This is a genomic window from Bacillus sp. PK6-026 (assembly GCF_054161455.1).
On record NZ_CP096418.1, the window covers coordinates 2,884,271 to 2,907,561 of the forward strand.

The following is a 23,291-nucleotide window of genomic DNA, read 5'->3' on the forward strand; positions in this document are numbered from 1 at the left end:
ATAAAAAGTCCTCTTAGTTTACAGTTCCTTTTCAAGGAACGGCAGTCTAACAGGAGCCCTTCGGTTGTCCGATCGGAATGTATTCGTTTGTTGACGGCCTGAAGTTCTTCCCTTCTCTTGCTTATCGACTTCCGCATCTTTTTTAAAACGCTCATGATATCTGAAGCCGTCGCAAGATTATTGATTTAATGCTTGAGCAGTTTGATCACTTGTTCTTATTTTTACAACAATATATACAATAGCTGATATCCAAACTGCGATGATTCCAATATAAATAGCCGGATATAATGCTGTTTGATTGATCCACGAATGGACAAGCGTTCTTGTGTTGACGAGAATGATCAGTCCGCCGACCAGAACGCCCATTAATCGGGCATGCACCTTCTGCACCAGCCAGGCGGCAATCGGAGCCGCAATAATTCCGCCAATCATCAATGCACCAACCCACAGCCAATTGACTTCTTCCCAGCCGAGAGAAATGAAAAATCCTAACGTTGCCGAAACGGCAATAGCAAACTCGCTTGTGTCAACAGTACCCACTACTTTTCTCGCACTGACGCCTTTTTTGGATAACAAAACTGGAGTGGCAATCGGCCCCCAGCCTCCCCCTCCGGTTGCATCAGCAAAACCCGCGATTAATCCCAGGGGAACGGCTTTTTTTCTCGAAAGGCTGATACCGCTTTTTTGCTCTCCTATTTTAAACATGAATAGAAATCGAGTGAGCACATACACGCCGAGGACAAGCAGAAATATTGAAATATAAGGTTTCGCAAGCTCGCCCGGAATGTTGCTTAAAAAGGAAGCGCCGAGAAATGCCCCGAGTGATCCCGGGATGACGAGTCGTTTGACCGTTTGTTTATCAACGTTTCCAAACTTTATATGCGACACACCGGATGCCGCGGTTGTGACGACTTCCGCCAGGTGAACGGATGCTGACGCAACCGCCGGTGCGATGCCGAAGGCAAGCAGCAATGACGACGATGTCACCCCGTACGCCATCCCTAAGGCGCCATCTATCAGCTGCGCAAATAATCCTATCAAGACAAACACAATCAGCTTTTTCATGTTGGCCTCCCACTTCAATTGGTTTATTTTTATTGTTAAATATAATCTATACTATACCTACCTGTAAAGTGGGAATTTGAAAAATATAAATTTTTTGTATTTTTCATCGACACCAGCAAAAAAGAGCATATGCATGCAAAATGAGCGCCTATCCCCCCGGTCTTTTGTCTTATGGATGTTCATTAATGAACACCTTCTGTAATCATTGTTTAGTAATGAAGTTTAATTTGAAAGGTTCATAATGCATCTGCTCCTTTTGCGTTTCACTTACCCCAAAGCGAGCGAGGATGACAACTTTTAAATTAACCGAGGAAGGAAAGAGGCATTAAAATGGGAAGGGAAGAAAACAAATTTGAACCGCTCCCGATTGTCGGGAGCGGTATTTTGTTGACTCATAGCTCTTTGTACATAAAGTAATCAAAATCGGCATGTTGATGTGCTCCGCTTGTATCTTGGCATTGCATTCCCACAAAAGCTCCGGTGAAGAATCCTCCTCCGCGCACATAATCATCTGACAGTTTTTTAGATTCCAACGGGATCTCAATTTTATACCAGTCTTTTTTATTAAAAGAATAGGAGTAATAATATGTTTCCCATTCGACATTTACTCTTAAATAAACATATTGTATGTCCCGCGGGATGACAATTTTGTCTTTTATCGGCTGTGAGAATGTAAAATTATCGCATATCGTTACATCCAAAATGCGCCCAAGGTCTTCATCATAAGTCACTTGAAGAGCCGTCCAGTTTTCGGTGTTGTAGTAATTCACGAGTCCCGCGGCTTGCTGAAAGGTCTCCGGGTTGAAATCAACAGCAGTCTCCGCTGTAAAACGGAGGCTTTGCCAACGCCTGGCTACAAACGCCTGGGTAAATGTGGAGGTTAGTGATTCACGTCCATATAAACGTAAATGATTCGGCCTTTCAGTCAATGATCCTAATTCTTTCGTAAAGGGAATCCGCAATGTCTGAAAGTTCATATTTAATGTCCGATCAGCAAATTGATCGACTTCCTGATAGGTCGATGGAAATTTTGTTTCAGATATGCGGGGCGCTTCCACCTCCACCCTCCCCTCTTTTCCGCCTGCCACATAAGGCCAGCCGTCTTTCCACTCTAATTTTTGAATCGCGGTTTCTCTTCCCAAAGGACAATATCCTCTTTGGTGAATAACCGAGTCATCAGCAGGATGAATAGGACGCCCGGTTAAGTGAGCTAAATACCACTCGCCTGTATGCGTTTCCACAATTGATGCATGTCCGCATTTCTGCAACGGATTCCGAGGTTCGTGCCAAGACGTTAAAATTGGATTGTCGGGGTGAATCTCATATGGTCCTTCGATATGTTTTGAACGGGCAATTGTGGCGGCATGCTCGTAACGGGTCCCGCCTTCCGCTGTCAACAAATAGTAATAATCCCCGATATGATAAAGGTGCGGCGCTTCAGTCAGTTTAATATCTGTGCCTTCAAAAATGATTTTCGGTTGATGGATAAGCCTTTTTTCGCGCACGGAAAATTCCTGCATCACAATGCCTCCGAATGAATGGCGGCCGATCCGGTGATCCCACAGCATATTTAACAAATATTTTCTTCCGTCGACATCATGGAACAATGAAGCATCGAAGCCGGAACTATTTAGTTGAATCGGCTCCCCCCAATCTCCATCGACGGTTTCGCAAGTAACTAAATAGTTATGACAGTCTTTCCAGGCTCCATCCACAACTTTTACATCTGTATATATAAGCCAAAACTTTCCTTCACTGTAACTTAGACAAGGCGCCCATACACCGCCTGAGTCGGGATTCCCTTTCATATCCAATTGTGAAACCCTCTGCAACGGATGTGCAATTAAACGCCAATTCACCAAATCTTTTGAATGATGGATTTGCACTCCTGGAAACCATTCGAAGGTGGATACTGCGATATAATAATCTTCCCCTACTCTACATATGGATGGATCCGGGTTGAAACCTTTAAGCACCGGATTGATAATTTTCATCTTCATTCCTCCTCACGGTTGTCTTTAAAATGTATATTTCTACTGAAATTCTTCATAGAGTCCAAGTCACTTTATCTCTATTCTCTAATTCACGTACGACTTTTGCATATTTTTCATCGCTTAAATTGTAAAAATTAATGTCGATCATAGCCAATATAAGGAAAATAACCGGAACTACAGTTGTCGTTAATAATATCCCTGTCAACGCTTCAGGTGTTTGGACCTGGCCTGCGGCATAGCCGAACTTCTCCAATATGAGTCCTGGAACGATTCCGCCGAGTGCCATGCCAAACTTGAAAAAGAAGCCGATAATCGCATAAATCAATCCACTCAAACGTTTCCCTGTCTTATATTCGCCATATTCGATTGTTTCAGGGATAAGCGCCCACATATATCCCCCGGCCGTCACGCTTCCAACTGCGGCAATGACCCGAAAGAAGAGCACCAGAAACACATTGCTTGGCGGAACAATGAGAATGGCTAAAAGTCCAATGATATTTAATAATAAAGCGGCATTTAATAGCTTTCTCTTTCCCAGCCACTTATTGATTCGGGGTATAAACGGCAGGATGGCCAATGCAGGAAGGCTTCCAAGCAAGCCGTACCATTTCACAAGATCGGCTCTGCCTACATTGTACGTCATGTAGTAGATGCCGACGGAATTGCTTATCGAGTTGACGCCAAAAATAATGATAAAGAAAATGCTTAAAACGACTAACGGACGATTCACCCGGAATTGCTCGAATAGATCGGAAAATTTAATTTTTTCTTCGGACATTGGCAGAGTGACCCGTTCTTTTGTACTTTTAAAACAAAAGATTAATAGACAGGCGCCAATTATCCCCAGCATGCTCATCGTCAGCTGCCAGCCAAGAGCCGTGTTTCCTGTCGTATCACCTAAATAAGTAGAAAGTAAAGGAACAAAAAAAGATACGATGAGTCCGCCAAGATTGGCAAAGACCATCCGAACCGAAGTAATGCTGACGACCTCTTGATTATCTCTCGTCATCGCGGAGGTTAATGCGCCGTATGGAACATTTATCGCTGTATATGTGAGTGATAACCCGACATACGTGATATAAGCGTAGATTAATTTTCCGGTATCTGAAAAATCTGGAGTTGTAAAACAGAGGATGGCAAGTACAGCAAGCGGAAACGCGCCGAACAGCAGATACGGCCTAAACCTCCCGAATCTGCTGTTTGTTCGGTCTACTAATGTTCCGATAAAAGGATCGGCAAGCGCATCAATGATTCGAACAATCAGAAACATTGTTCCAGCGGCAGCGGCTGATAAACCATAAACATCCGTATAGAAAAATAACAGATATGTAGAAACCGTGGTGTAAATTAAATTACATGCTAAATCTCCAGAAGCATAACCGGATTTCTCATACATACTAACTTGGTTTACATGTCCACCCGTCATGATTCTTACCTCCTCCACAGCCTTTCAAAACGGCTTTATGATAAGTTTTTATGAAAGCGCATACATTGAACCTGGCAAGCGGCCTTTCAGCCGAAGTGAGACAGATGCTTCACTCGTCAACCACGAATACTAGATTGTAGGTTTATGTCATCTTATTACCTCCATTTTTCAATTTTCGCAAGAATCAGATTTCGAAGGTTGCTTTGATCAGAACATAAAATGATCTCCCTCTTTCATCCACTCCTTATGCACACACTTAGTTTAATCATCAAACTAAGTTTAAGTCAGTTTGAAAATGTTGTCAATCATTAGCAGTGTCTATTTCAATTTCAAAAGAAAAAAACTCGAAAAACCGCGGAGGCCTTCATGGGATATCAGCTTCATTTGTTACAGCGCCGCAGCACCATGATCGGCCTTTTTTCTTAATAAAAGCACAATTTATGGATGCCGCTTGCAAAAAGTGCATCGCGTAAAAAGATAAACCCAATTTTTCAGGGAACAATGCCTCATTCTTTCATCTGTGATGAATGATACAATCCCCAGTGTAGTGACTAAAAAGGAGGACCAATCATGAAATTCAGCAAAATCGGTGCCTTACTGCTCACTTTGGCGTGTTTGCTTTTGCCTTTTTCTTCTGCGTCTGCAGCAGGTGCCGGTGTATGGGATAATATCGGCACATACGGCATGACATCGCAGACTCCGATCATTAAATCAGGCGGAGGGAAATTTTATTTTCACAACAACAGCTTTTATGGCTTTACTTTTACGCTGTATGAAGTTGACGGGGCGGGAAGCACTCCCGAAATCGTTAGAAAAAATATCTACGTCGGACCGAAAAGCAACAGTCCGGTGATCGATGTCAGCGATTTTACAGATGGCGCGAACAAAAAAGCAGAACTCGTTCTGTTTAAAGGGAACGATACATACATCACCGTTACTTGCTATGATTGAATTCCCCATAAACAGTAAGCCCGCCGTTTACAGACGGCGGTTTTTTGATGCTTTTTTTGCCTGGTCAAACAAACGGTCCCCTCTTTAAACTGAGGGGGCACAAAAAAGTGCCTATATAACTTTAAAGTGCGTACTTCCGTTTCGGGTTCTTCTGTTCCATAATCATGAATGATGTTTTGTATGACATTGTTCTGTTTATACTGAAAAGAAAACGGAGGGATCCATGATGAACCTGAACATACGAGGAAAAACAGCATTGGTGACCGGATCAACGTCCGGAATCGGCAAAGCGATTGCCGCTTCACTTGCGAAAGAAGGTGCGTCTGTCATCATTAACGGACGCCGGCAAGACAAGGTCAATCAAATAATAGACGAATTGAAAGGCCAATTCCCCGAGGCTGTTCTTCATCCGGCCCCTTATGATCTTGGCACTGAGAAAGGGTGTCAAGACCTAATAGCAGCGTTCCCGCATGTTGATATTCTCATTAATAATTTAGGAATTTTTGAGCCGGCGGAATATTTTGAGATTCCGGATGAGGATTGGTTCCGCTTTTTCGAAGTGAATATTATGAGCGGAGTAAGGCTCTCGCGGAGATATTTGCAAAGCATGATCGAGAAAAAAGAAGGCCGGGTCATTTTTATTGCGAGCGAAGCTGCGGTTATGCCGTCACAGGAAATGGCGCATTACAGCGCAACAAAAACGATGCAGCTTTCGATTTCCCGGAGCTTGGCAGAGCTTGCTACGGGTACAAATGTGACTGTCAATACCGTTATGCCGGGCTCAACCTTAACCGAAGGCGTTGAAACGATGCTGAAGACTCTTTATCCAGATGAAAACCTGACGATCGAAGAAGCGGAAAGGCGGTTTATGAAAGAAAACCGGCCGACCTCTATCATACAAAGGCTGATTCGGCCGGAAGAAATCGCGCACTTTGTCACCTTTTTAAGCAGTCCGCTTTCCTCGCCGATCAATGGTGCAGCCTTGCGGGCGGACGGCGGATTGGTCCGCAGCGTCTTTTAAATGAAAGGCTGGAATGCCCGGCATTCCAGCTTCATCGTTATCGATCAGCATAAACATGTTGGAAGACTGCGGTCGCATCCCATGCATTCAAGCCAAATGCTCCCTCGGTAAACGTGGAATCCCGAGCACTTATCACCAATCGGCCGTCCAAGTAAATATGAAAGTTGGAATCGCGGGCCACCGCCTTCAGGTGATATTTCCGGCCGGTTTCTATCGGTGTGCGGTGTTCGGCAATAACAGAGGCCGAGCCGTTTTCAAATTTGAAAAACTTCACCACATCATGCTTGGCATCCACATTGGCAAGATATCCGTTTTGAACATCCTTGTCGGCCCGAAACACGAGAGCACCCGCCCCTCTGCCATTTCCATCCTTTACCGTGACATCTGCTTCATATGTGAAATCTGTTCCTTTTGCTGAAGATAAAATGAACGAATCCCCGTCAGATCGCCCTTGTTTTCCATCAATCGTGTCGGCCCATACACCGTTTACGGTCGTCCAGCCGGTCAAATTCGATTGAAAGGGTGACGTTCCCCATACGTTTTTCAGAGGATGAACCGTCATTGAATTCAGCTTGACAAACCCGTTAGATGCGTATACTTCAAGCCCTTTACTGGATCGGTCCGGCAGAATAATGTCGGTGATCACCTGCCTCCCGTCGTTGCCGAATACTTCAACTGAAGAGCGGTCGACATAAATGCGCATCTTCACCTTCCCACCGACCGGTTGCAGCGGGGCCGCATGCTTTCCGGTGTTAAAGTTCGGATTAAAGGAGACGTTTCCGGATTGGCTTCGGTCGACGAACAGTGAAGCGCTGTTTTTGCTGTAGCCGATTTTCGTATATTGGTTTTCCCCTGTTCGGACTTTAAAGCCAAATTCGGCCGCAGTTCCGGTATTTACTTGAAATTCCGCATTGATTTCGTACGCATTATCTGACAGCGCTTTCAAAAAATTTCTGTTTCGAGGTGAAATGATCTTGTTTTTCCACATTTGCGATGCACCCCTGATCGACTTCAGCTCAGTTACCGGAGCCTGAACAATTCTGAATCCTTCGGAAAACGCTTTCAATTTTAGTTCTCTCGGGATAGACATTGCGCTTCTCCACGGGGAAGTGGGAACATCGTTTGCGTATTGCCAATTGCTCATCCATCCTAACCAAAGCCTTCGCCCGTCAGACCGCGGGATATCAGACCAGCTGACAGCTGCGTAGAAGTCTTTGCCGTAATCTGTCCATAATACGCGATTCGGCGGGTTTTCATTTTTAAAGGTTGTGCCGTCAAAGCTTCCGACGAAATATTGCATGCCTGATCCTCCTGAGACAGCACCGTCTCCAACACTGACTTGCATCACCCATTTCGTTTCATTCGGTCTGCCCTCTACAGGAAGCTCAAACAGATCCGGACATTCCCACACGCCTCCATGGCTGCCTTCTCCTTCGCCGAATTCGCTCGCATATGTCCAGTGCTTCAGGTCAGGCGATGTATAGATTAAAATTCGGTCGCCGCCCGCAAGCACCATCACCCACTTTTTCGTCTGTTTGTGCCAAACGACTTTCGGATCTCGGAAATCTCTTTTTCCCGGATTTGGAATGACGGGGTTGCCTGAGTACTTCGTCCATGTCCTGCCTTTGTCATTGCTGTAGGCGATGCTTTGTACTTGTTCCCCGTCCCGGTCCTGCGTATAAATGGCAACGAGCGGCTTCTCCGTCCCTGTTTGAAACCCTGTTGTATTATGCCGATCGACGACAGCGCTTCCCGAAAAAATTGTCCCTTTTTCATCCGGATACAGCGCGACCGGCAAATGCTCCCACTTGACCAAATCTTTGCTTACTGCGTGCCCCCAATGCATCGGCCCCCAGCGCAAGCCATACGGATGATATTGATAAAACAGATGATATTCCCCCGCGTAATACACCATCCCGTTCGGGTCATTCATCCAGTTTGCTTCCGGCGTGAAATGATACTTGGGCCGATGATCCTCGTTATAGTAGTCCGGGTCGGCCGCAGCTGCGGAAAAGGCTTCCGGAAACATCATAGCCCCTATGATCCCCATCTGAATCATTCTCTTTTTCATCCCTTTTCTCCCCTCTTCTTCACACGGTTTTTAGTGACGGTTAAGGCAGGAAGTCCAAACAGCCTCCCCCTTTTTGCGGCCGAATGGACCTGCCTCTCCAAAAGCTAAGAAAAGAACAACTAAATCATTTTATGCCAAAAAGCCAGCCCAATAGCCGACAATCCCGATGATAAAAATACCGAAAATCATGAGAAGAGGATTCACCCCTTTGCGAAGCATCCAGGCAGCGAGCAATGTCAATCCTAGAGGCAGTACCCCCGGCATGATGCTGTCTAAAATGTTTTGCACGGTCTGTACATCGACTTTGCCTGCATCATCTTTAATTCTCGACACGACGATCGGGATATTGATCGTCGTCCACTTGGAAACGAGCGCTCCCATCACAAACAGCCCGAGTATTGAAGCGCCTTCCGTCAGTTTCTGAATGCGGTTCCCGACCAAGTCCTGCAAAATTTCCATGCCTTTCACATAGCCGTACTTTAACCCGTAGTATTTTGTACTTAACCTGATCGCGTTGATTAAAAAGAAAAACAAAAGCGGGCCGGCGATGTTTCCGCTTAAAGCAAGCGACGCTCCCAAGGCTGCCAGAACGGGACGCAGCGTCCCCCAGAAAATCGGGTCGCCCACACCTGCCAACGGGCCCATTAAGCCGATTTTCATTCCATTAATCGCTTTGGCATCAATCTTTTTATTGTTGGCCATTTCTTCTTCCATCGCAGCGGTCACGCCGAATATCGGCGCTGTCAGCCACGGATGCGTATTAAACCATTCCAAGTGGCGCTGGAGCGCTTCGCTCCGTTTCGCTCCCGGACCGTACAATTTTTTGATCGCCGGAATCATGACGTAGCAGTAGCCGAGCGCCTGTACACGCTCAAAGTTAAATGATCCGAGCAAAAAGTTTGAGCGGATAAACATACTGAAAATCTCTTTCTTTGTTAACCTTTTTTCTGTGCTCATTATTCGTCCCTCCTTCAATAGTTAAGCATCCAGATCATCGTCATCATCATATGCAGCAACGCTGCTGTCACTGGCGGCAGCCACCGCCCCCTGCGCATGATTTTTTTGCATCACTTGCTGATATAAAAATGCCAGACAAAGCCCGAGGGCACCGAAGCCGACTAAATTGAAATCGGTAAACGCGGCCAGCAAAAAACCGATATAGAAAAACGGCTTCAAATACGGAATGTTCATCATGTTGATGACCATCGCATATCCGACAACAACGATAATCCCCCCGCCTATTTGCAAACCTTTTGTGATGACGTCCGGAATATTTCCCAAAAACGCCTGAACAGCGCTGACACTGATCAGAGCCACAATCAATGTCGGAATCATAACGCGCAGCGCCTGAAACGCCATGGCGGTAATATGCATGATTTCAATTCCTTTAAAATTGCCATCCTTTGCGTATTTGTCGGCACGGTGAATTAAAAATACGGTGATCGTCCTGACGAAAATCGTCAGCGCCTGACCCGCAGCAGCCAAAGCCACCGCGACGGCAATCCCTTCACCGACTCCCTGATCGGCGGTAATCACTAAAATGGTCGAAATCACGGAAGCGATAGCCGTATCGGGGGCCATTGCAAGACCGACGTTCATCCAGCCAAGCGCCATCAGCTCCAGCGTTCCGCCGAGAATGATGCCTGTTTTCAGATCCCCGAGAACCAGGCCGACCAACGTGCAGGCAATCAGCGGACGGTGTGTCTGCCCTTCGTCCAATACACTACCGATACCTGTTATAGCTGCAATGACGAGCAGCAAAATAATTTGAATCGTTGACATGGCTTTAGAACCCTCCTTCTAGGATTTTATTGCGTTTCTTAAAATCTGCATAAAGTCTTCGCTCGAATCTGACGGCAGCTGCCTCAGTTCCAGCTTCACGCCCAATCCGTGCAATTGTTCAAACGATTTGATGTCCTTTTCAGTCACGCTTACCGATTTCGTGATTTGCCTGCGGTTATTCTCGAAGCGCATCCCGCCGACATTGACTGTTTCGATCGGAACACCTGCTTCGATTAAAGAAACAATGTCGCCCGGATTTTCGAATAACAGCATTGCCGTCGTATCTTCGTACCGCGGACTGTGAAACGCTTTGGCCATTTTGGAGATCGAAACGGCGCTGGCTTTCACATTTGAAGGTGCGACAGAAAGGATCAGCGTTTTTCTCATTTCGTCCTGCGCCACCTCATCAGAGACGACGATAATGCGGTCAGCAGCGTGGATTTTAATCCATCTTGTTAATACTTGGCCGTGAATAAAGCGGTCATCAATTCTTGCTAAAACGATTTTCATTACAATTCATCCTCTCTTCCCTGATTAGACTGACTGAATTTTTCCAATTGCTCGCTGCAGATTTGGAAGCATTCCCGGCTCATCTTTTTCAACTGGTTCAGCAGTTGTTTGAGCGGCATATGCTCCCTCAAGCTCAATGCCTCTAACAAAATCGGCAGGTTCACGCCGGCTGCCATATCGAATCTCCGCTCCTTCGCGATGTAAGGAGTCGCTGCGTTGTATGGCGTCCCGCCGAAAATATCCACTAAAAAAAGCACCTCGTGTTCCTCCGGAATGTCCTTCAGCGTCTGATGATATTTTTCTTGCAGTGTCTGAATGCCTTCCCCTTTCAGAAACGGCACCGCGATCAGGCTGTCTTCTTCTCCGAATATCATCGCTGAAGATTCTTTTAATGCTGTGGGAAAGTTTCCGTGGCCGCTGATAATGACTGTAATCATGTACATTGCTCCTTTCTTTTTTCGTTCGCTTATTTATAATGCAAGGATCGTGCCAACAAAGTTGTATTAAGCGCTTTCACTGCATCTCAAGACGAATGATTTTCAAGTTTGAAACACATTCAAGCATAAAAATAAACCTGTATTAAAATGGGATTCCACTTAATACAGGTTTACCTGAAAAAATCGCTCATGGAAAACAGCTATAACTCTTCAGAAAAGATGGTCGCGATAAATATTTTTTCATCTTCGCTGATCGCGAGTCCAAGCTTTTCTTCGTAAGGCTTTAATGTTTTCTCTGTGATGTGAAGAACGTTTTGAAGCTGATCATTCATTTCTTCTTCCTCAGGAAAAGCGATCGGATTCTGTTTGATCACCCTTTCAAAAGCAAAAGCGGTATGCATGATGACTTTGATCAGCACCGCGTTGCTGAATGTGATGCGCAGTTCGTCTTGAACCGTCTGAAGCCACTCCAACAGCATGTCTATCATATGATAGGGATTCAAAAAGACAAGATATTTTTTCAGGCTGTCTTCGCACAGCTCCTTCACCACCACATTTTTACCGGATAATCCGCCGCTCGCAGGGACATTGCCGTTTCCAATCACTTGCTGAATCACTTTTTCTCCTTCGCCTTCAATCAATACTTCTAAAGGCACGTGCGGAGCATCGATTTTAGGATTCTTCGTGCCCACCGTGGCAAGGATCTCATACGCTTTTTCAATTTCTTTCATGCGGCTTGCTAATTTGATCGATGACACCGTCAAAATGCTGATTTGTTCATCTGATGTCCTGCTCACGATTGCTGTTAAGATCTCTTCGAGCTTTTTCGCCGTTCCGCCGCCTGTCGTGCAAATGGAGACGATCGCCTTCTTTTTGCCTGAGACCCGCGGTTTATCGGCCCATAAATCGATGAAATCCTTTGTAACCGAATCATAGATGGCGTGCAAATTCAAATTCAAATAATTCACCTTGCGGACAGCATCAAGCACCATCGATGTCGTAACATTGCTGATCGTTTTTATTTTTACGCCCGTTTGTTGTTCGAGCCTTGTTTCCAGCATCGCAAGCGATCCCATGTCGACAAGCATTAATACGCCTTCTCCTTCATCAACCTGCTTCACTTTCTCCGCCAGACTGCTTACGATTTCCGCAGGTGAAACGGTCAAAGGCATATCAACCGCAGCAATCGGGGTGCTCCCCAGCAGTTCAGTGGCTACTTCAACCATAGAGCTCGCCGTGCTGTTTCCATGGGCCGCCACGACAATGCCCGTCCTTTTGTTTTCTTTCCATGATTTAATCGACTGAATCAGCATCGTCAAGTAGATGACTTCGATTTCCGGAACGGTTACTTTAAAATACGCTTGAATTTTATCTTTGAAAATCAGTGCGACCTCATATTCTTTCACATGGGTTTCCCTGATTTCATCTGTTTCCTGCGGGTTTAAAACATCAATCTGTTTTCCGCGCTTTAAAAATGCGGCGATGTGCATGCTCAGGAAATAGATGAATTTACGGTCGAATTTGCAGTCTAACTCATGTTCAGCGACTTCCTTTAATTCTTTCGTCATCTGAATCACGTCGTCTTCAACGAATTTGAGCAAGCTGTGGTTTTGAAGCATTTTCTGATTAAAAAAGCTTCTGACGTGCAAATGAATATCCGTTAAAATATATTGATTGATTTGTTTTTTTGTTAAGCCTTCTTTATTCAGGATTTTCGCTTTTTCTTCTATAACATGGTATAAGTTAAATGAGTCATCGATTTTCGTTGTATCATCTTCCACAATCGGAGAGATGATCGTTGTAATGTTGACGTATTCAGAAATCATTTTGCTCCGTTCGATATTTTTGCTGCTGGACATCCAGTCCTGTTTAATCTCATCGGGAAGATCCCGGACGGTCAGTTCAACAACCTCGTCTTTGTCAAGGTTATTTAAAAATCCGTGCGCACAGACCAGCTGCACATTTGATTTCAGCTGCCCGACATTTCCGAATTTTGCAGAATGAATCAATGCATTATAGACGTCGATATGAACATTTAAGTTTTTCTTGATCCGCTCTGCTTCTTTCCCCAATAAAAACGTTGTCAGCTCCACTCTTTCTCCAAGGGAGCGTTCATCGAGCGACGGAATATGTACGGTCATCGGAATTCTCCGTAAAAATGTCTTCAGCAATGCAGAACTCGGGTTTTCTGTTGTTGCGCAGATAAACAGGACTTTTGCCGTTCGCTTATGCTCTGTTTCACCAAGCCTGTTGTATGTGCCGCTGTCAATGAAATAAAACAGCATTTCCTGCCCCTCCGGCGGGAGACGATGAATTTCATCCATAAACAGAATGCCCCCGTCCGCCTGTTCGACTAATCCTGCTTTGTCTTCGCCGGCACCTGTAAACGACCCTTTTTTATGTCCGAACAATTGCGAGAGCAATAATTGAGGATTGTTATAATAATCGGCACAGTTGAATGTGATGAACGGGGAATCGGGCTTCAATATGTCCGAATAAACGGCGAACTGGTAGATCCGGTTCGCAAACAGCGATTTACCTGAACCCGTCGGACCGAGCAGCAGCATGTGCAAGCCGTGCGGAGGATAAAAGACAGCCGCTTTCGCCTGAGAGATTGCCTTTTTCAAGCTCCCTTTAGCCCCGATCATGAGCTCGAGGGGATCGGCGGACATGTTGCGCGCCGGCTTTTTTTGGCCGTCAGCCAGCCGCTTCAGTTCTTCAACCTCCATCAACTCTGAGTTCCATTTGATGTTCAAGATGTTTTCAACGATTTCCACCGGGACATAGCGCACAGGGAACGTTTTAATCTTGATCACCTTTTTGGCACGAACGAGATTGTTTAATTCAAAGCTGACATTTGAACGCTCCATTTGCAGCTGACCGGCGATTTCTTGAGCCGAATTCCCTTGTATCTTTAAAAGCTGATGGATATTCGTTTCGCGAAAATTATCCAGCAGCTGATGGTAGATTTTATCTATTCTTTTCATATGTATCATCCTTTGTTCTCGATTGATCAGCAAAAAGGCGGCAAACTTCTTGAAGATTCAGAACTTTAAAGCCGAATCACGGGATAAAAAAAGATCTTTTACAGTTTGACAATCCTGACTCTCCTACTTTTATATCGATTTGTTCGTGCTCTCATGACACAGTCTGGTGTTTTTGCTTCATCAGAATCCACAGAAACACCCCACCCAAAGTAGCAGCTTGTCAATAGTGTATCATTATTGAGAAAATATTGGTGAAAACATCCTGTATTTTTCTCTAAATGTAAATGTTTTGTGAAAGCTCTGCTGATCAACGTTCACTTCGATACTATGTTGGCCGAACGACCGGCTGCCTTAACTTTCACAAAAAAGGCCGTTGACGGTTCAACGGCCTCTATCTTTATGATTCATCTCCCTTTGAAAATAAACGATTCCTTTAAAAGTCTGCCTTCGCTCCCTTTTTCCGTCCAAATCAAGTCCACTTCCAATTCGGTCGCATTCTCTGCCAATAGCAAATTCCGGTGCTTGACAGGGCTTCCGTCATTTAAGCTTTTGGCTAAAGAGACCGCATTGTCGTGAGGAATATTCCAAAGCGAAAATTTCGTTGAAGAATTGGGTTCATTCCGATAGAGATAAATTTCCGCCGAAGCTACATCGTGTCCAATGTTTTTGATTTCGACAGCATAAGTATGAAAGCTACCTTTTTCCGGCTTCGCCATTCCGTTTTTTGCTTCGGCTTTACCGATTTGAACTTCCCATTGTTTTGAAGCCTGTTTAACCGGCAATTCTTCAAACGTCAGCGCTCTCGTTTCAATTGTCGGAACAATCATGCTGAACAGGCACAATGCACATATGAATAGCCGCATATTTTTCACTCCTCGATGGTCGATGTCCCTATATGTTTTTCCTTATTCATAAATCCTATGCATACCGACGTTTCACTCCTGCTTCCGGCAGGGTAATAAAAGGACTGGAGGGATCAAGCAATGCCGCAAAACCACAATGATCGATACGAACTCTTTTTCAAAAAAAGATACAAAGTTCTTCATACATTAAACGATTTTCTTATCGGTCTTTTATTCCTTGTCGGGAGCTTCTGTTTTTTCTTCGAGGAACTGAAGCCGGCGGGAATATGGATGTTTGTGATCGGCAGCTTTCAGCTGTTAATCAGGCCGACGATCCGTTTGGTTCATGATTTTCATTACCGGAAGTTTGTTGAGAGCCGGCGTTCCAAATCCCGTGAGTAAATTTAAACAGCAGGGAGAGATGGTAGGAGACCCGCTAAGAAGTGCATATAAAAAAGGCCGAATCCAATCGGCCTTTCCTCTGTCACATAAGCCACTCCTCACAATCGGCGGCAAGCCGTTCCAACTCGTTCATAAAAGCGCCGGCATGATAGCCGTCACACACTGCATGGTGTACTTGCAGGGAAACCGGCAAAAATGTTTCACCGCCTTCTGAAAAGTATTTCCCGTTTGTAATAATCGGCAGCAAGTGTTCGCTGTTATCTAGGTTTAAATTAAAGTTTGTAAAGCGCACCCATGGAATAGAAGAAACTGAAAACGCATTGGGCGGGATGTCCGGCTTAGCCCATAAGCCCTTTTTGTCTCCAAAGCGCTCGGCATCCTGAAGATATTGACGATAAAACCGCGAGAAATCATTTGAGTATTCTGTCCAGAGGGCGGAAAACGTTTGGTCGTCCTGATGAAAAATCGTATAGCACGGGTGCATTTGTTCCCAATATCCCAGCTGTCCTTTGTCGTTAAAAGTTGTTCTAAACTCAGGACGCGAATGAATGGCCCTTGATACGATATAAATAAAAACCGGGTACAGCTTGATCTTCTTTTTCTTGAGCACGGCAAGCAAATTGGTCACATTGACGTTTGTCGTTATACTGAAAGAACATTTCGCTTCCTTCATGTAATGGTCAAAATAAGATTTTCTATACCAAGTGTCGAGATCGATTGTTTGAAAATTCATGTTTCACCTCCTAAAATATAGCTTTTTTATTTTAGGAGGCCTGCTTCTCTGATTTCGGCAATATTCTCACCTCATCCTGTATTGCAAATGAATTGTAGCGCGTTTCGGAGACGCAGGCAACCGTCCCTCTTCTTCTTTGTCTTCTTGCTGTGCCATTCCCCGCCTCTCCACCTCCGGCTGTCATTTAGGTTATACTGACATAGATCGGGGTGAAGATATGAACAGCAAATCACGATTGACGCCTGAAAGGTGGCGGGCGATTACGGAAAACGATTCCGCCTATGACGGAGTTTTTTATTACGCGGTCAAAACGACCGGGATATTTTGCCGCCCTTCCTGCAAATCGAGAGTTCCGCAAATCGAAAATGTGCAAATCTTTTTCAATGCAAAAGATGCTTTATCAGAAGGGTACCGCCCCTGCAAACGCTGCAATCCGGCCGGGATGCTGCTGCCGGATGAAGAGCTGGCACAGCGGGCGGTGCAAATCATCGAGGAATCTTATCGCGATCCGCTGTCTCTGCAAGCTTTGGCAGACAGGTGCCATATCAGCCCTTTTCATCTGCAGCGGACGTTTAAACGAATCAAAGGCGTCTCGCCGGCAGAATACATCCTGCAGAAAAGGATTGAGAAAGCATTCGATTTGCTTGCCCATTCTGAACGAACGATCGCAGAAATCGCCTCAATGGTAGGCATCGGGAATGCGGATTATTTTGCCGCTTTGTTTAAAAAGAAAACAGGGCAATCACCGACGTCATACCGGCAAATGAAACGGAGGTAAACATATGGAAGATCAAATCGTATACTGGCGTACGCTGACTTGCCGCCGCTCGCAGATTCACATTGCGGCGACTACCCGCGGGCTCTGTTTTACAGGGGCATGGAATCAAGGATTCGGGGAGCTGGCCGCTTGGGCTGAAAAAAGGTACGCACAGCCAGTTTTCATTCGGGATGACAAAGGATTGGCAGAATACGCCGAGCAGATTCAGGCGTATTTAGATGGCAAGCGGACTCATTTCAGCTTTCCTGTCGACCTTGCCGGAACGCCTTTTCAGCTAGCCGTGTGGCAGGCGCTCTCCGAAATTCCTTTCGGCAGCACGCGTTCCTATTCCGATATCGCCGGGCGTATACAAAAGCGGAACGCTGTCCGGGCCGTAGGTACGGCGATCGGCGCAAATCCGCTGTTAATAGTGGTGCCGTGCCATCGGGTTATCGGCAAAAACGGGCAGCTCACGGGATACCGAGGCGGATTGGAGATGAAAAAAGAACTGCTGATACTGGAGGCCGCAGGCGCCGCTGAACATCCTTTAACAACGGCATCCCGATCTCAAGCTTTCTCATCCGAGACAATGTGAAGGTCGATTCCGTCTGTATGCCTCATAATGCTGTTGACAATCGAGCCTTTTCTGATTTCTTCCCATCGCGATCGGGCGGATTGGCCGAGCACGATTTGTGTAATGCCGTGCTGTTTCGCTGTATCAGTGATCGTTTCAGAAATGCGCCTTTTGTTTGAGTGTTTAAAAATGAATTCGGCGCCGAATTGTGCACAGAGCGTCTCCCATTGCCCGATTTTATCCCGTTCTGTCGGGGCCAGCTGCTCCTTTGACGTGCGCGACACGTTTAAAACGAGCAGATCGGCCTTCAGCCGGCTTGCGATTCTCCATCCGCGCCGTATCAGTTTTTCGGCATTTTTTCCGTGCTGGACGCACACCAAAATCTTTTCATTCGTTCCCCTCGGCCGGAGGCTGCCGTTCGTCCGCTCCAGACGATCATCCACATCATCTGCAACTTCACGCAAGGCGAGCTCTCTCAACGCAGCTAAATTATTTTTCGTAAAAAAATGGGTTAAAGCCTGTTGAATCTTATGTTTTTCATATACCTTTCCTTCCTGAAGCCGCTTTTGCAATGTTTCCGGAGTGACGTCAATCAAGATGACTTCATTCGCCAATTCCAATACGCGGTCCGGGATCCGTTCTCTCACTTTCACCCCGGTGACGTGTTGAACGATATCATGGACGCTTTCGATATGCTGGATATTGACGGCGGACAGCACGTTGATGCCTTCCTGTAAAATATCTTCAACGTCCATGTACCGCTTTTCATTTTTCGAACCTGGCACATTGGTGTGAGCCAGTTCATCGACAAGCACAAGGTCTGGCTTCCGGTTAATAATCGCATCGACATCCATTTCTCCCATCGTTATCCCTTTATATGAAATGTTTCGTTTTGGAATGACTTCTAAACCTGTGACGAGTGCGGCCGTGTCTTTTCGATGATGCGTTTCGACAAGGCCGATCACGGCATCGATCCCTTCCCGCTTTAAATCGTGCGCTTCCTGGAGCATCCGATACGTTTTTCCGACTCCCGGCGCAGAACCGATATAAATGGTCCAATACCCTCTTTTCAGCTGTTCAATTTCGGCCAGCAGTTCTCCCGGCGTCTTCCTTCGATAATCACGGGTGTTTTTTGTCCGCATTGCAGCATCTCCGTTTTCCATCAAGTTTGTTTTTCCCGGTGTCGTATGATCAGACACCGGGCAGCATTCTACTTCAGTTTTTCTTTTAAATCGATATTGAGAAGTAGCACGTTGACGCGCGGTTCACTTAAGAAGTCGCTTTTGGTATGCTGATGAACAAGCTGCACAAGCTCTTTCTCCGGCAGTCCTGTCAGACGGCTGATTCTCGGAATTTGCGCCATCGCCCCGTCGGGACTGATATCAGGGTCTAATCCCGAAGCGGAGTTCGTGACTAAATCGACCGGCAGTTTACTGATCGGAACATCAGGGGTTTCCTCCTTCCACTTTTCAATCGATGCTTTCATCCGTTTCAGCAAATCGGGATTTGACGGCGCTTCGTTTGGGGATCCAGATCCTGCGGCATCATACTTGATGCTGGATTCCCTTCCTTGAAAGAGCCGCGGGTCTCTAAACCGCTGGCCAATGAGTTCAGAGCCGATCACATTCCCCTGCCGGTCATACACAAGACTTCCATTTGACTTTCCAGGCATGGCGGCCTGTGAAATCCCTGTCAGCGCGAGCGGATATCCAAGCCCGCAAACCAGCATTAACAGCAGGCTGATTCTGAAGATTACTCCGATTTCTTTCATGACGATTCCTCCTTACAACATAATCTGAAGCAGCATATCGATCAGCTTGATTCCGATGAAAGGGACGATGACGCCGCCGAGGCCATAGATCAATAAATTGCGGGCCAGCAAAGCATTTGAGCTCATCGGTTTATAAGCAATTCCTTTCATGGCTAAAGGCACAAGAAGCGGGATGATCAGCGCGTTAAATATCAGCGCAGATAAGATTGCTGAAATCGGCGAACCAAGCCTCATGATGTTCAGCGCGTTCATCTCGGGAATCGCCAGCATAAACATCGCCGGGATGATGGCAAAATATTTGGCGATATCGTTTGCGATGCTGAACGTAGTCAAGGCGCCGCGCGTCATAAGCAGCTGCTTTCCGATCGAGACGACTTCAATGATTTTTGTCGGATTCGAATCAAGGTCCACCATATTCGCTGCTTCCTTGGCAGCTGTTGTGCCGCTGTTCATGGCAAGCCCGACATCAGCCTGCGCAAGTGCGGGCGCGTCATTGGTTCCGTCGCCCGTCATGGCGACAAGCTTTCCTTCAGATTGTTCGCGCTTGATCACATTAATCTTGTCTTCGGGCTTGCTTTCGGCAATAAAGTCATCAACGCCCGCTTCCCTTGCGATCGTAGCGGCCGTTAACGGATTGTCGCCTGTGCACATCACCGTTTTGATCCCCATTTTGCGAAGCTCGGCAAAGCGCTCTTTCATGCCCGGTTTAACGGTGTCTTTTAAATAGATCAAACCGAAGATTGTTCCGTCTGCCGCTACAGCCAGCGGTGTTCCGCCTTCTTTCGAAATCCGTTCGCTTTCCAGATCGAGATTCGAAGGTATCGTTCCGCCATTGTTGATCACCCACTTTTTCACGGCATCGACAGCGCCTTTGCGAATGTGCCTTCCGTCGGGCAGGTTCACGCCGCTCATTCTCGTTTCCGCCTTGAATTCAATCGGTTCTCCTGCTTCAGCAACGGACGAGTCATAATGAATCGAGAGTTTATCAGCGAGTTCGATGACTGAGCGTCCTTCCGGTGTTTCGTCATGGATGGAGCCAAGCGCCGCATATTCACCAACGGTTTGAAGCGATTCATCTCCGACAGGAACAAATTCCCCGGCCATCCGGTTTCCAAAAGTGATCGTCCCTGTTTTATCAAGAACAATCGTGTTAATGTCGCCCGCAGCCTCGACAGCTTTCCCCGACATCGCCAGAACGTTGAAGCGGGTCACGCGATCCATTCCCGCAATCCCGATGGCTGACAGGAGCCCGCCGATCGTCGTCGGTATAAGACAGACAAGCAGGGCAATTAAGACGGCGGGATCAATTTGAAAACCGAGATAGGACGTGAAAAACGGGAGTGTCGCAACAACGATCAGAAAAATCAGCGTTAAGCTCGTTAAAACCGTATTCAACGCGATTTCATTCGGCGTTTTTTGCCTTTCAGCCCCTTCGACTAAAGCGATCATCTGATCGAGGAACGTTTCACCCGGATCACTCGTGATCTTGACTTTAATCGAATCGCTGACGACCCGGGTGCCTCCCGTAACAGAGCTGAAATCACCGCCTGCTTCCTTTATGACCGGAGCAGACTCTCCCGTGATGGCCGATTCGTCTACTGATGCGAGACCCGCGATGACTTCACCGTCGCCAGGTATCATTTCTCCCTGGGAGACGATGACGATGTCCCCCTTTCTAAGCTCGGCAGACGCTACCTTCTCAATGCGGTCATCCATTACTTTATTGGCCGAAACCCCTTTTTTCGTCTGTTTTAAAGAATCGGCCTGCGCCTTTCCTCTTCCTTCAGCCAGCGCTTCGGCGAAATTCGCGAATAACACGGTGATCAGCAAAATGAAAGAAACCGCCGGATTGAACCAGGGAGCCGCCGTACTGCCGAAAAACCGGGGAAACACGGAAAGCAGAACCGTTATGAAAAATCCGACTTCTACGACAAACATAATCGGATTTTTGATCATAGTTCGCGGATCTAATTTTAAAAAGGCATGTTTGACCCATCTTTGATGATCGTGTCGTTCATCGTTTGCTTTGTTGTGTGAACGGCATCCGGTGTGGCCTGTTGACTGGAATGATGCAAATCGTTCATGAGTAAAGCCCCCTTATCGTAATGTTAAATATTCTGCGGCCGGTCCCAACACAAGCACCGGAAAGAATGTTAAAGCCCCGACGATCAGGATCGAAGCGATAAAAATCCCGCTGAACAGGCTTGAATCGGTGCGAAATGTTCCGATTGTTTCCGGAACGGTTTGCTTTTTCAAAAGTGACCCCGCAACTGCGAGCAGTGTGACAATTGAGAAATAACGGCCGATAAACATCACAATTCCCGTTGTTATATTCCAAAAAGGCGACGCGTCTCCGAGCCCTTCAAATCCTGAACCGTTATTCGCGGCTGAAGACGTATATTCGTATAAAATCTGGCTGATCCCGTGAAATCCGGGATTTGAAATTGCAGCCTGACCCGCTTGCGTCATGACGGCAAGCGCTGACGCCCCTAAGATTAACAAAGGATGAATCAACAGAGTAACGGCTAAAAGCTTCATTTCTTTTCCTTCAATTTTTTTGCCTAAAAACTCAGGCGTTCTTCCGACCATTAAGCCCGACAGAAAAACCGCAACCATCGCGTATAGAAGCATGTTCATCAATCCGGCGCCTATTCCGCCAAACACCGTGTTCAGCATCATATTAAGCAATGCCAAAAGACCCGTGAGTGGCGTGAGCGTGTCGTGCATCGTATTGACAGCTCCTGTCTCGCTCGCGGTGGTAACCATCGCATAAAAAGCTGAATTCAATGTTCCAAAACGCACTTCCTTACCTTCCATGCTGCCTTCTGTGTGCTCGATTCCGAGCTGATTGATGACGGGATTGCCTTGCGATTCCGCCATGAAAGCTGCCCCGGCTGAAAGCAAAAACAAAAGACCTGCGGATACAAAAAGAATGCGGCCTTGCTTCAGATTCCCAACCATTTTCCCATACGTAAACGGCAGTGAGATGGTAATCAAGAGCATTAATAAAATTTGAATCGCATTGCTCCATCCATTCGGATTTTCAAATGGATGAGAAGAGTTGACGCCAAAATACCCCCCGCCGTTGTTCCCCAGCTCTTTGATGGATAAAAAGGACGCCACCGGCCCCCGAACAATGGACTGCTCACCTCCGCTCACCGTATGGGCTGTCACGGAACCGTCAAGCGTCTGCGGTACGCCTAGGGCGACGAAAACAAGCGACACCACAACTGTGATCGGCAGTAAAATCCGCGTGATCGAACGGACCAAATCGACAAAAAAGTTGCCGAACGGTTTCCCGGCGAGCCCCCGAATCATCGCAACCGCGGCTGCCAGCGCCGTAGCGGGAGCGGCAAACATTAAAAAGGTGATCGCAATCATCTGCGAAAGCATGGACAGACCGCTTTCGCCGCTGTAATGCTGCAAATTTGTATTCGTCATAAAACTGACTGCCGTATTAAAAGCCAGTGTGGGTTCCATTCCCGCGACCTTTTCAGGATTTAAAGGCAGTACACCCTGCAGACGAAAAACGAGATAAACGATGAAAATCATCGCCGTATTCGTGAGTACCAGCGCGGCGGCGTATTTCTTCCACGATTGGTTTTCTCCTTTTACTCCGCCCAGCTCAAGCAGCAAGCGTTCCGCCGGAAGGAAAAACCGGTCGATTTTGGACGGGGCGCCGTCAAATACCTTCGCTATGTAAAGCCCCATTGGTTTGGCTGCCAGCAATGCGGCAAGCAGGATAAAACAGATGGATATGAGCGACGTCATTTCAATACCCCCAATTTGTGTACAATTAAAATTTCTCAGGATTCAATAAAGCATAAGTCAAATAGACAAACATGGCGGCTGCTCCCGCTGCCAATAGCGCCATGGCAATCACTCCTTTCACATTTATGATTGATCAGCGGTTTTCCCCGCCCATCTCAGCAACAGAAACATCATCCCCGCTAAAAATGCGACAATGG

Annotated in this window: 21 protein-coding genes; 5 read left to right on the top strand and 16 right to left on the bottom strand. The window is 46.5% G+C overall.

What is annotated here, in order from left to right:
* Nucleotides 1-177 precede the first annotated feature (177 nt).
* The 3 genes from M1D59_RS14705 to M1D59_RS14715 form a co-directional block, all read right to left on the bottom strand.
* Nucleotides 178-1,065 carry a sulfite exporter TauE/SafE family protein gene (locus tag M1D59_RS14705; protein ID WP_020452347.1) on the bottom strand — a complete coding sequence of 296 codons (888 nt, stop codon included), beginning with the start codon at nt 1,063-1,065 and terminating at the stop codon, nt 178-180.
* Nucleotides 1,066-1,457: 392 nt separating this feature from the next.
* Nucleotides 1,458-3,059 (bottom strand): xylan 1,4-beta-xylosidase, encoded by a 1,602-nt coding sequence (gene xynB, locus M1D59_RS14710; protein ID WP_020452348.1) that lies wholly within the window; start codon nt 3,057-3,059, stop codon nt 1,458-1,460.
* Between the two features lie 52 nt (nt 3,060-3,111).
* On the bottom strand, nt 3,112-4,485 hold the full coding sequence (locus tag M1D59_RS14715) for an MFS transporter (RefSeq protein WP_043054411.1): 1,374 nt from the start codon (nt 4,483-4,485) through the stop codon (nt 3,112-3,114).
* 570 nt (nt 4,486-5,055) lie between these two features.
* Here M1D59_RS14715 and M1D59_RS14720 point away from each other — a divergent pair.
* Both M1D59_RS14720 and M1D59_RS14725 read left to right on the top strand, forming a co-directional pair.
* A complete protein-coding gene (locus tag M1D59_RS14720; RefSeq protein WP_059231398.1) occupies nt 5,056-5,436 on the top strand; it encodes a hypothetical protein in 381 nt (126 codons plus the stop codon).
* 226 nt (nt 5,437-5,662) lie between these two features.
* Complete coding sequence (locus M1D59_RS14725; protein WP_224067379.1) at nt 5,663-6,457, top strand: SDR family NAD(P)-dependent oxidoreductase; 795 nt, start codon at nt 5,663-5,665, stop codon at nt 6,455-6,457.
* A gap of 37 nt (nt 6,458-6,494) precedes the next feature.
* Here M1D59_RS14725 and M1D59_RS14730 read toward each other — a convergent pair whose 3' ends face one another.
* From M1D59_RS14730 to M1D59_RS14760, 7 genes are all read right to left on the bottom strand, one after another.
* On the bottom strand, nt 6,495-8,528 hold the full coding sequence (locus M1D59_RS14730) for a GH32 C-terminal domain-containing protein (protein ID WP_023855342.1): 2,034 nt from the start codon (nt 8,526-8,528) through the stop codon (nt 6,495-6,497).
* Nucleotides 8,529-8,657: 129 nt separating this feature from the next.
* On the bottom strand, nt 8,658-9,485 hold the full coding sequence (locus M1D59_RS14735) for a PTS system mannose/fructose/sorbose family transporter subunit IID (protein ID WP_020452353.1): 828 nt from the start codon (nt 9,483-9,485) through the stop codon (nt 8,658-8,660).
* Between the two features lie 21 nt (nt 9,486-9,506).
* Nucleotides 9,507-10,310, bottom strand: coding sequence for a PTS mannose/fructose/sorbose transporter subunit IIC (locus M1D59_RS14740; protein WP_020452354.1), 804 nt, complete (start codon nt 10,308-10,310; stop codon nt 9,507-9,509).
* 18 nt (nt 10,311-10,328) lie between these two features.
* A complete protein-coding gene (locus M1D59_RS14745; protein WP_023855343.1) occupies nt 10,329-10,820 on the bottom strand; it encodes a mannose/fructose/sorbose PTS transporter subunit IIB in 492 nt (163 codons plus the stop codon).
* Nucleotides 10,820-11,257, bottom strand: coding sequence for a mannose/fructose/sorbose PTS transporter subunit IIA (locus M1D59_RS14750; RefSeq protein ID WP_101561132.1), 438 nt, complete (start codon nt 11,255-11,257; stop codon nt 10,820-10,822). Before M1D59_RS14750 ends, M1D59_RS14745 begins: the two co-directional genes overlap by 1 nt.
* A gap of 200 nt (nt 11,258-11,457) precedes the next feature.
* Nucleotides 11,458-14,244 carry a sigma 54-interacting transcriptional regulator gene (locus tag M1D59_RS14755; RefSeq protein ID WP_025811079.1) on the bottom strand — a complete coding sequence of 929 codons (2,787 nt, stop codon included), beginning with the start codon at nt 14,242-14,244 and terminating at the stop codon, nt 11,458-11,460.
* 404 nt (nt 14,245-14,648) lie between these two features.
* Complete coding sequence (locus tag M1D59_RS14760) at nt 14,649-15,107, bottom strand: hypothetical protein (protein WP_020452358.1); 459 nt, start codon at nt 15,105-15,107, stop codon at nt 14,649-14,651.
* A 120-nt stretch (nt 15,108-15,227) separates the two neighbouring features.
* Between M1D59_RS14760 and M1D59_RS14765 the strand changes: the two genes are divergently transcribed.
* A complete protein-coding gene (locus tag M1D59_RS14765) occupies nt 15,228-15,488 on the top strand; it encodes a YrhK family protein (protein ID WP_023855347.1) in 261 nt (86 codons plus the stop codon).
* Nucleotides 15,489-15,570: 82 nt separating this feature from the next.
* On the opposite strand, the gene catA is transcribed toward M1D59_RS14765, so the two are convergent.
* Nucleotides 15,571-16,221: a type A chloramphenicol O-acetyltransferase gene (gene catA / locus M1D59_RS14770; RefSeq protein WP_020452359.1), complete on the bottom strand. Its 651-nt coding sequence runs from the start codon at nt 16,219-16,221 to the stop codon at nt 15,571-15,573.
* A 217-nt stretch (nt 16,222-16,438) separates the two neighbouring features.
* Here catA and M1D59_RS14775 point away from each other — a divergent pair, with 217 nt between their 5' ends.
* Nucleotides 16,439-16,999 (top strand): bifunctional transcriptional activator/DNA repair enzyme AdaA, encoded by a 561-nt coding sequence (locus M1D59_RS14775; protein ID WP_101561134.1) that lies wholly within the window; start codon nt 16,439-16,441, stop codon nt 16,997-16,999.
* A 4-nt stretch (nt 17,000-17,003) separates the two neighbouring features.
* Nucleotides 17,004-17,573: a methylated-DNA--[protein]-cysteine S-methyltransferase gene (locus M1D59_RS14780; protein ID WP_101561135.1), complete on the top strand. Its 570-nt coding sequence runs from the start codon at nt 17,004-17,006 to the stop codon at nt 17,571-17,573.
* On the opposite strand, the gene kdpDN is transcribed toward M1D59_RS14780, so the two are convergent.
* From kdpDN to kdpF, 5 genes are all read right to left on the bottom strand, one after another.
* Nucleotides 17,546-18,694 (bottom strand): KdpD-like non-kinase potassium sensor, encoded by a 1,149-nt coding sequence (gene kdpDN, locus M1D59_RS14785; RefSeq protein WP_205802273.1) that lies wholly within the window; start codon nt 18,692-18,694, stop codon nt 17,546-17,548. The two genes, M1D59_RS14780 and kdpDN, sit on opposite strands and share 28 nt — an antisense overlap.
* A gap of 68 nt (nt 18,695-18,762) precedes the next feature.
* The gene (gene kdpC / locus M1D59_RS14790; RefSeq protein ID WP_224067322.1) at nt 18,763-19,323 is read right to left on the bottom strand and encodes a potassium-transporting ATPase subunit KdpC; all 561 of its coding nucleotides are present in this window, start codon (nt 19,321-19,323) and stop codon (nt 18,763-18,765) included.
* A gap of 12 nt (nt 19,324-19,335) precedes the next feature.
* Nucleotides 19,336-21,279, bottom strand: a complete 1,944-nt coding sequence (gene kdpB, locus M1D59_RS14795) for a potassium-transporting ATPase subunit KdpB (protein WP_458117496.1) — start codon at nt 21,277-21,279, stop codon at nt 19,336-19,338.
* Between the two features lie 141 nt (nt 21,280-21,420).
* Nucleotides 21,421-23,094, bottom strand: coding sequence for a potassium-transporting ATPase subunit KdpA (kdpA, locus tag M1D59_RS14800; RefSeq protein ID WP_023855354.1), 1,674 nt, complete (start codon nt 23,092-23,094; stop codon nt 21,421-21,423).
* A gap of 25 nt (nt 23,095-23,119) precedes the next feature.
* Nucleotides 23,120-23,197: a K(+)-transporting ATPase subunit F gene (gene kdpF, locus M1D59_RS14805; RefSeq protein ID WP_075213487.1), complete on the bottom strand. Its 78-nt coding sequence runs from the start codon at nt 23,195-23,197 to the stop codon at nt 23,120-23,122.
* Between the last annotated feature and the right edge of the window lie 94 nt (nt 23,198-23,291).

What these genes read in the sequence shown, in the direction of transcription:
- M1D59_RS14705 (WP_020452347.1), bottom strand. Translation starts at nt 1,065, where the DNA reads ATGAAAAAGCTGATTGTGTTTGTCTTGATAGGATTATTTGCGCAGCTG.
- xynB (WP_020452348.1), bottom strand. Translation starts at nt 3,059, where the DNA reads ATGAAAATTATCAATCCGGTGCTTAAAGGTTTCAACCCGGATCCATCC.
- M1D59_RS14715 (WP_043054411.1), bottom strand. Translation starts at nt 4,485, where the DNA reads ATGACGGGTGGACATGTAAACCAAGTTAGTATGTATGAGAAATCCGGT.
- M1D59_RS14720 (WP_059231398.1), top strand. Translation starts at nt 5,056, where the DNA reads ATGAAATTCAGCAAAATCGGTGCCTTACTGCTCACTTTGGCGTGTTTG.
- M1D59_RS14725 (WP_224067379.1), top strand. Translation starts at nt 5,663, where the DNA reads ATGAACCTGAACATACGAGGAAAAACAGCATTGGTGACCGGATCAACG.
- M1D59_RS14730 (WP_023855342.1), bottom strand. Translation starts at nt 8,528, where the DNA reads ATGAAAAAGAGAATGATTCAGATGGGGATCATAGGGGCTATGATGTTT.
- M1D59_RS14735 (WP_020452353.1), bottom strand. Translation starts at nt 9,485, where the DNA reads ATGAGCACAGAAAAAAGGTTAACAAAGAAAGAGATTTTCAGTATGTTT.
- M1D59_RS14740 (WP_020452354.1), bottom strand. Translation starts at nt 10,310, where the DNA reads ATGTCAACGATTCAAATTATTTTGCTGCTCGTCATTGCAGCTATAACA.
- M1D59_RS14745 (WP_023855343.1), bottom strand. Translation starts at nt 10,820, where the DNA reads ATGAAAATCGTTTTAGCAAGAATTGATGACCGCTTTATTCACGGCCAA.
- M1D59_RS14750 (WP_101561132.1), bottom strand. Translation starts at nt 11,257, where the DNA reads ATGATTACAGTCATTATCAGCGGCCACGGAAACTTTCCCACAGCATTA.
- M1D59_RS14755 (WP_025811079.1), bottom strand. Translation starts at nt 14,244, where the DNA reads ATGAAAAGAATAGATAAAATCTACCATCAGCTGCTGGATAATTTTCGC.
- M1D59_RS14760 (WP_020452358.1), bottom strand. Translation starts at nt 15,107, where the DNA reads ATGCGGCTATTCATATGTGCATTGTGCCTGTTCAGCATGATTGTTCCG.
- M1D59_RS14765 (WP_023855347.1), top strand. Translation starts at nt 15,228, where the DNA reads ATGCCGCAAAACCACAATGATCGATACGAACTCTTTTTCAAAAAAAGA.
- catA (WP_020452359.1), bottom strand. Translation starts at nt 16,221, where the DNA reads ATGAATTTTCAAACAATCGATCTCGACACTTGGTATAGAAAATCTTAT.
- M1D59_RS14775 (WP_101561134.1), top strand. Translation starts at nt 16,439, where the DNA reads ATGAACAGCAAATCACGATTGACGCCTGAAAGGTGGCGGGCGATTACG.
- M1D59_RS14780 (WP_101561135.1), top strand. Translation starts at nt 17,004, where the DNA reads ATGGAAGATCAAATCGTATACTGGCGTACGCTGACTTGCCGCCGCTCG.
- kdpDN (WP_205802273.1), bottom strand. Translation starts at nt 18,694, where the DNA reads ATGCGGACAAAAAACACCCGTGATTATCGAAGGAAGACGCCGGGAGAA.
- kdpC (WP_224067322.1), bottom strand. Translation starts at nt 19,323, where the DNA reads ATGAAAGAAATCGGAGTAATCTTCAGAATCAGCCTGCTGTTAATGCTG.
- kdpB (WP_458117496.1), bottom strand. Translation starts at nt 21,279, where the DNA reads ATGATCAAAAATCCGATTATGTTTGTCGTAGAAGTCGGATTTTTCATA.
- kdpA (WP_023855354.1), bottom strand. Translation starts at nt 23,094, where the DNA reads ATGACGTCGCTCATATCCATCTGTTTTATCCTGCTTGCCGCATTGCTG.
- kdpF (WP_075213487.1), bottom strand. Translation starts at nt 23,197, where the DNA reads ATGGCGCTATTGGCAGCGGGAGCAGCCGCCATGTTTGTCTATTTGACT.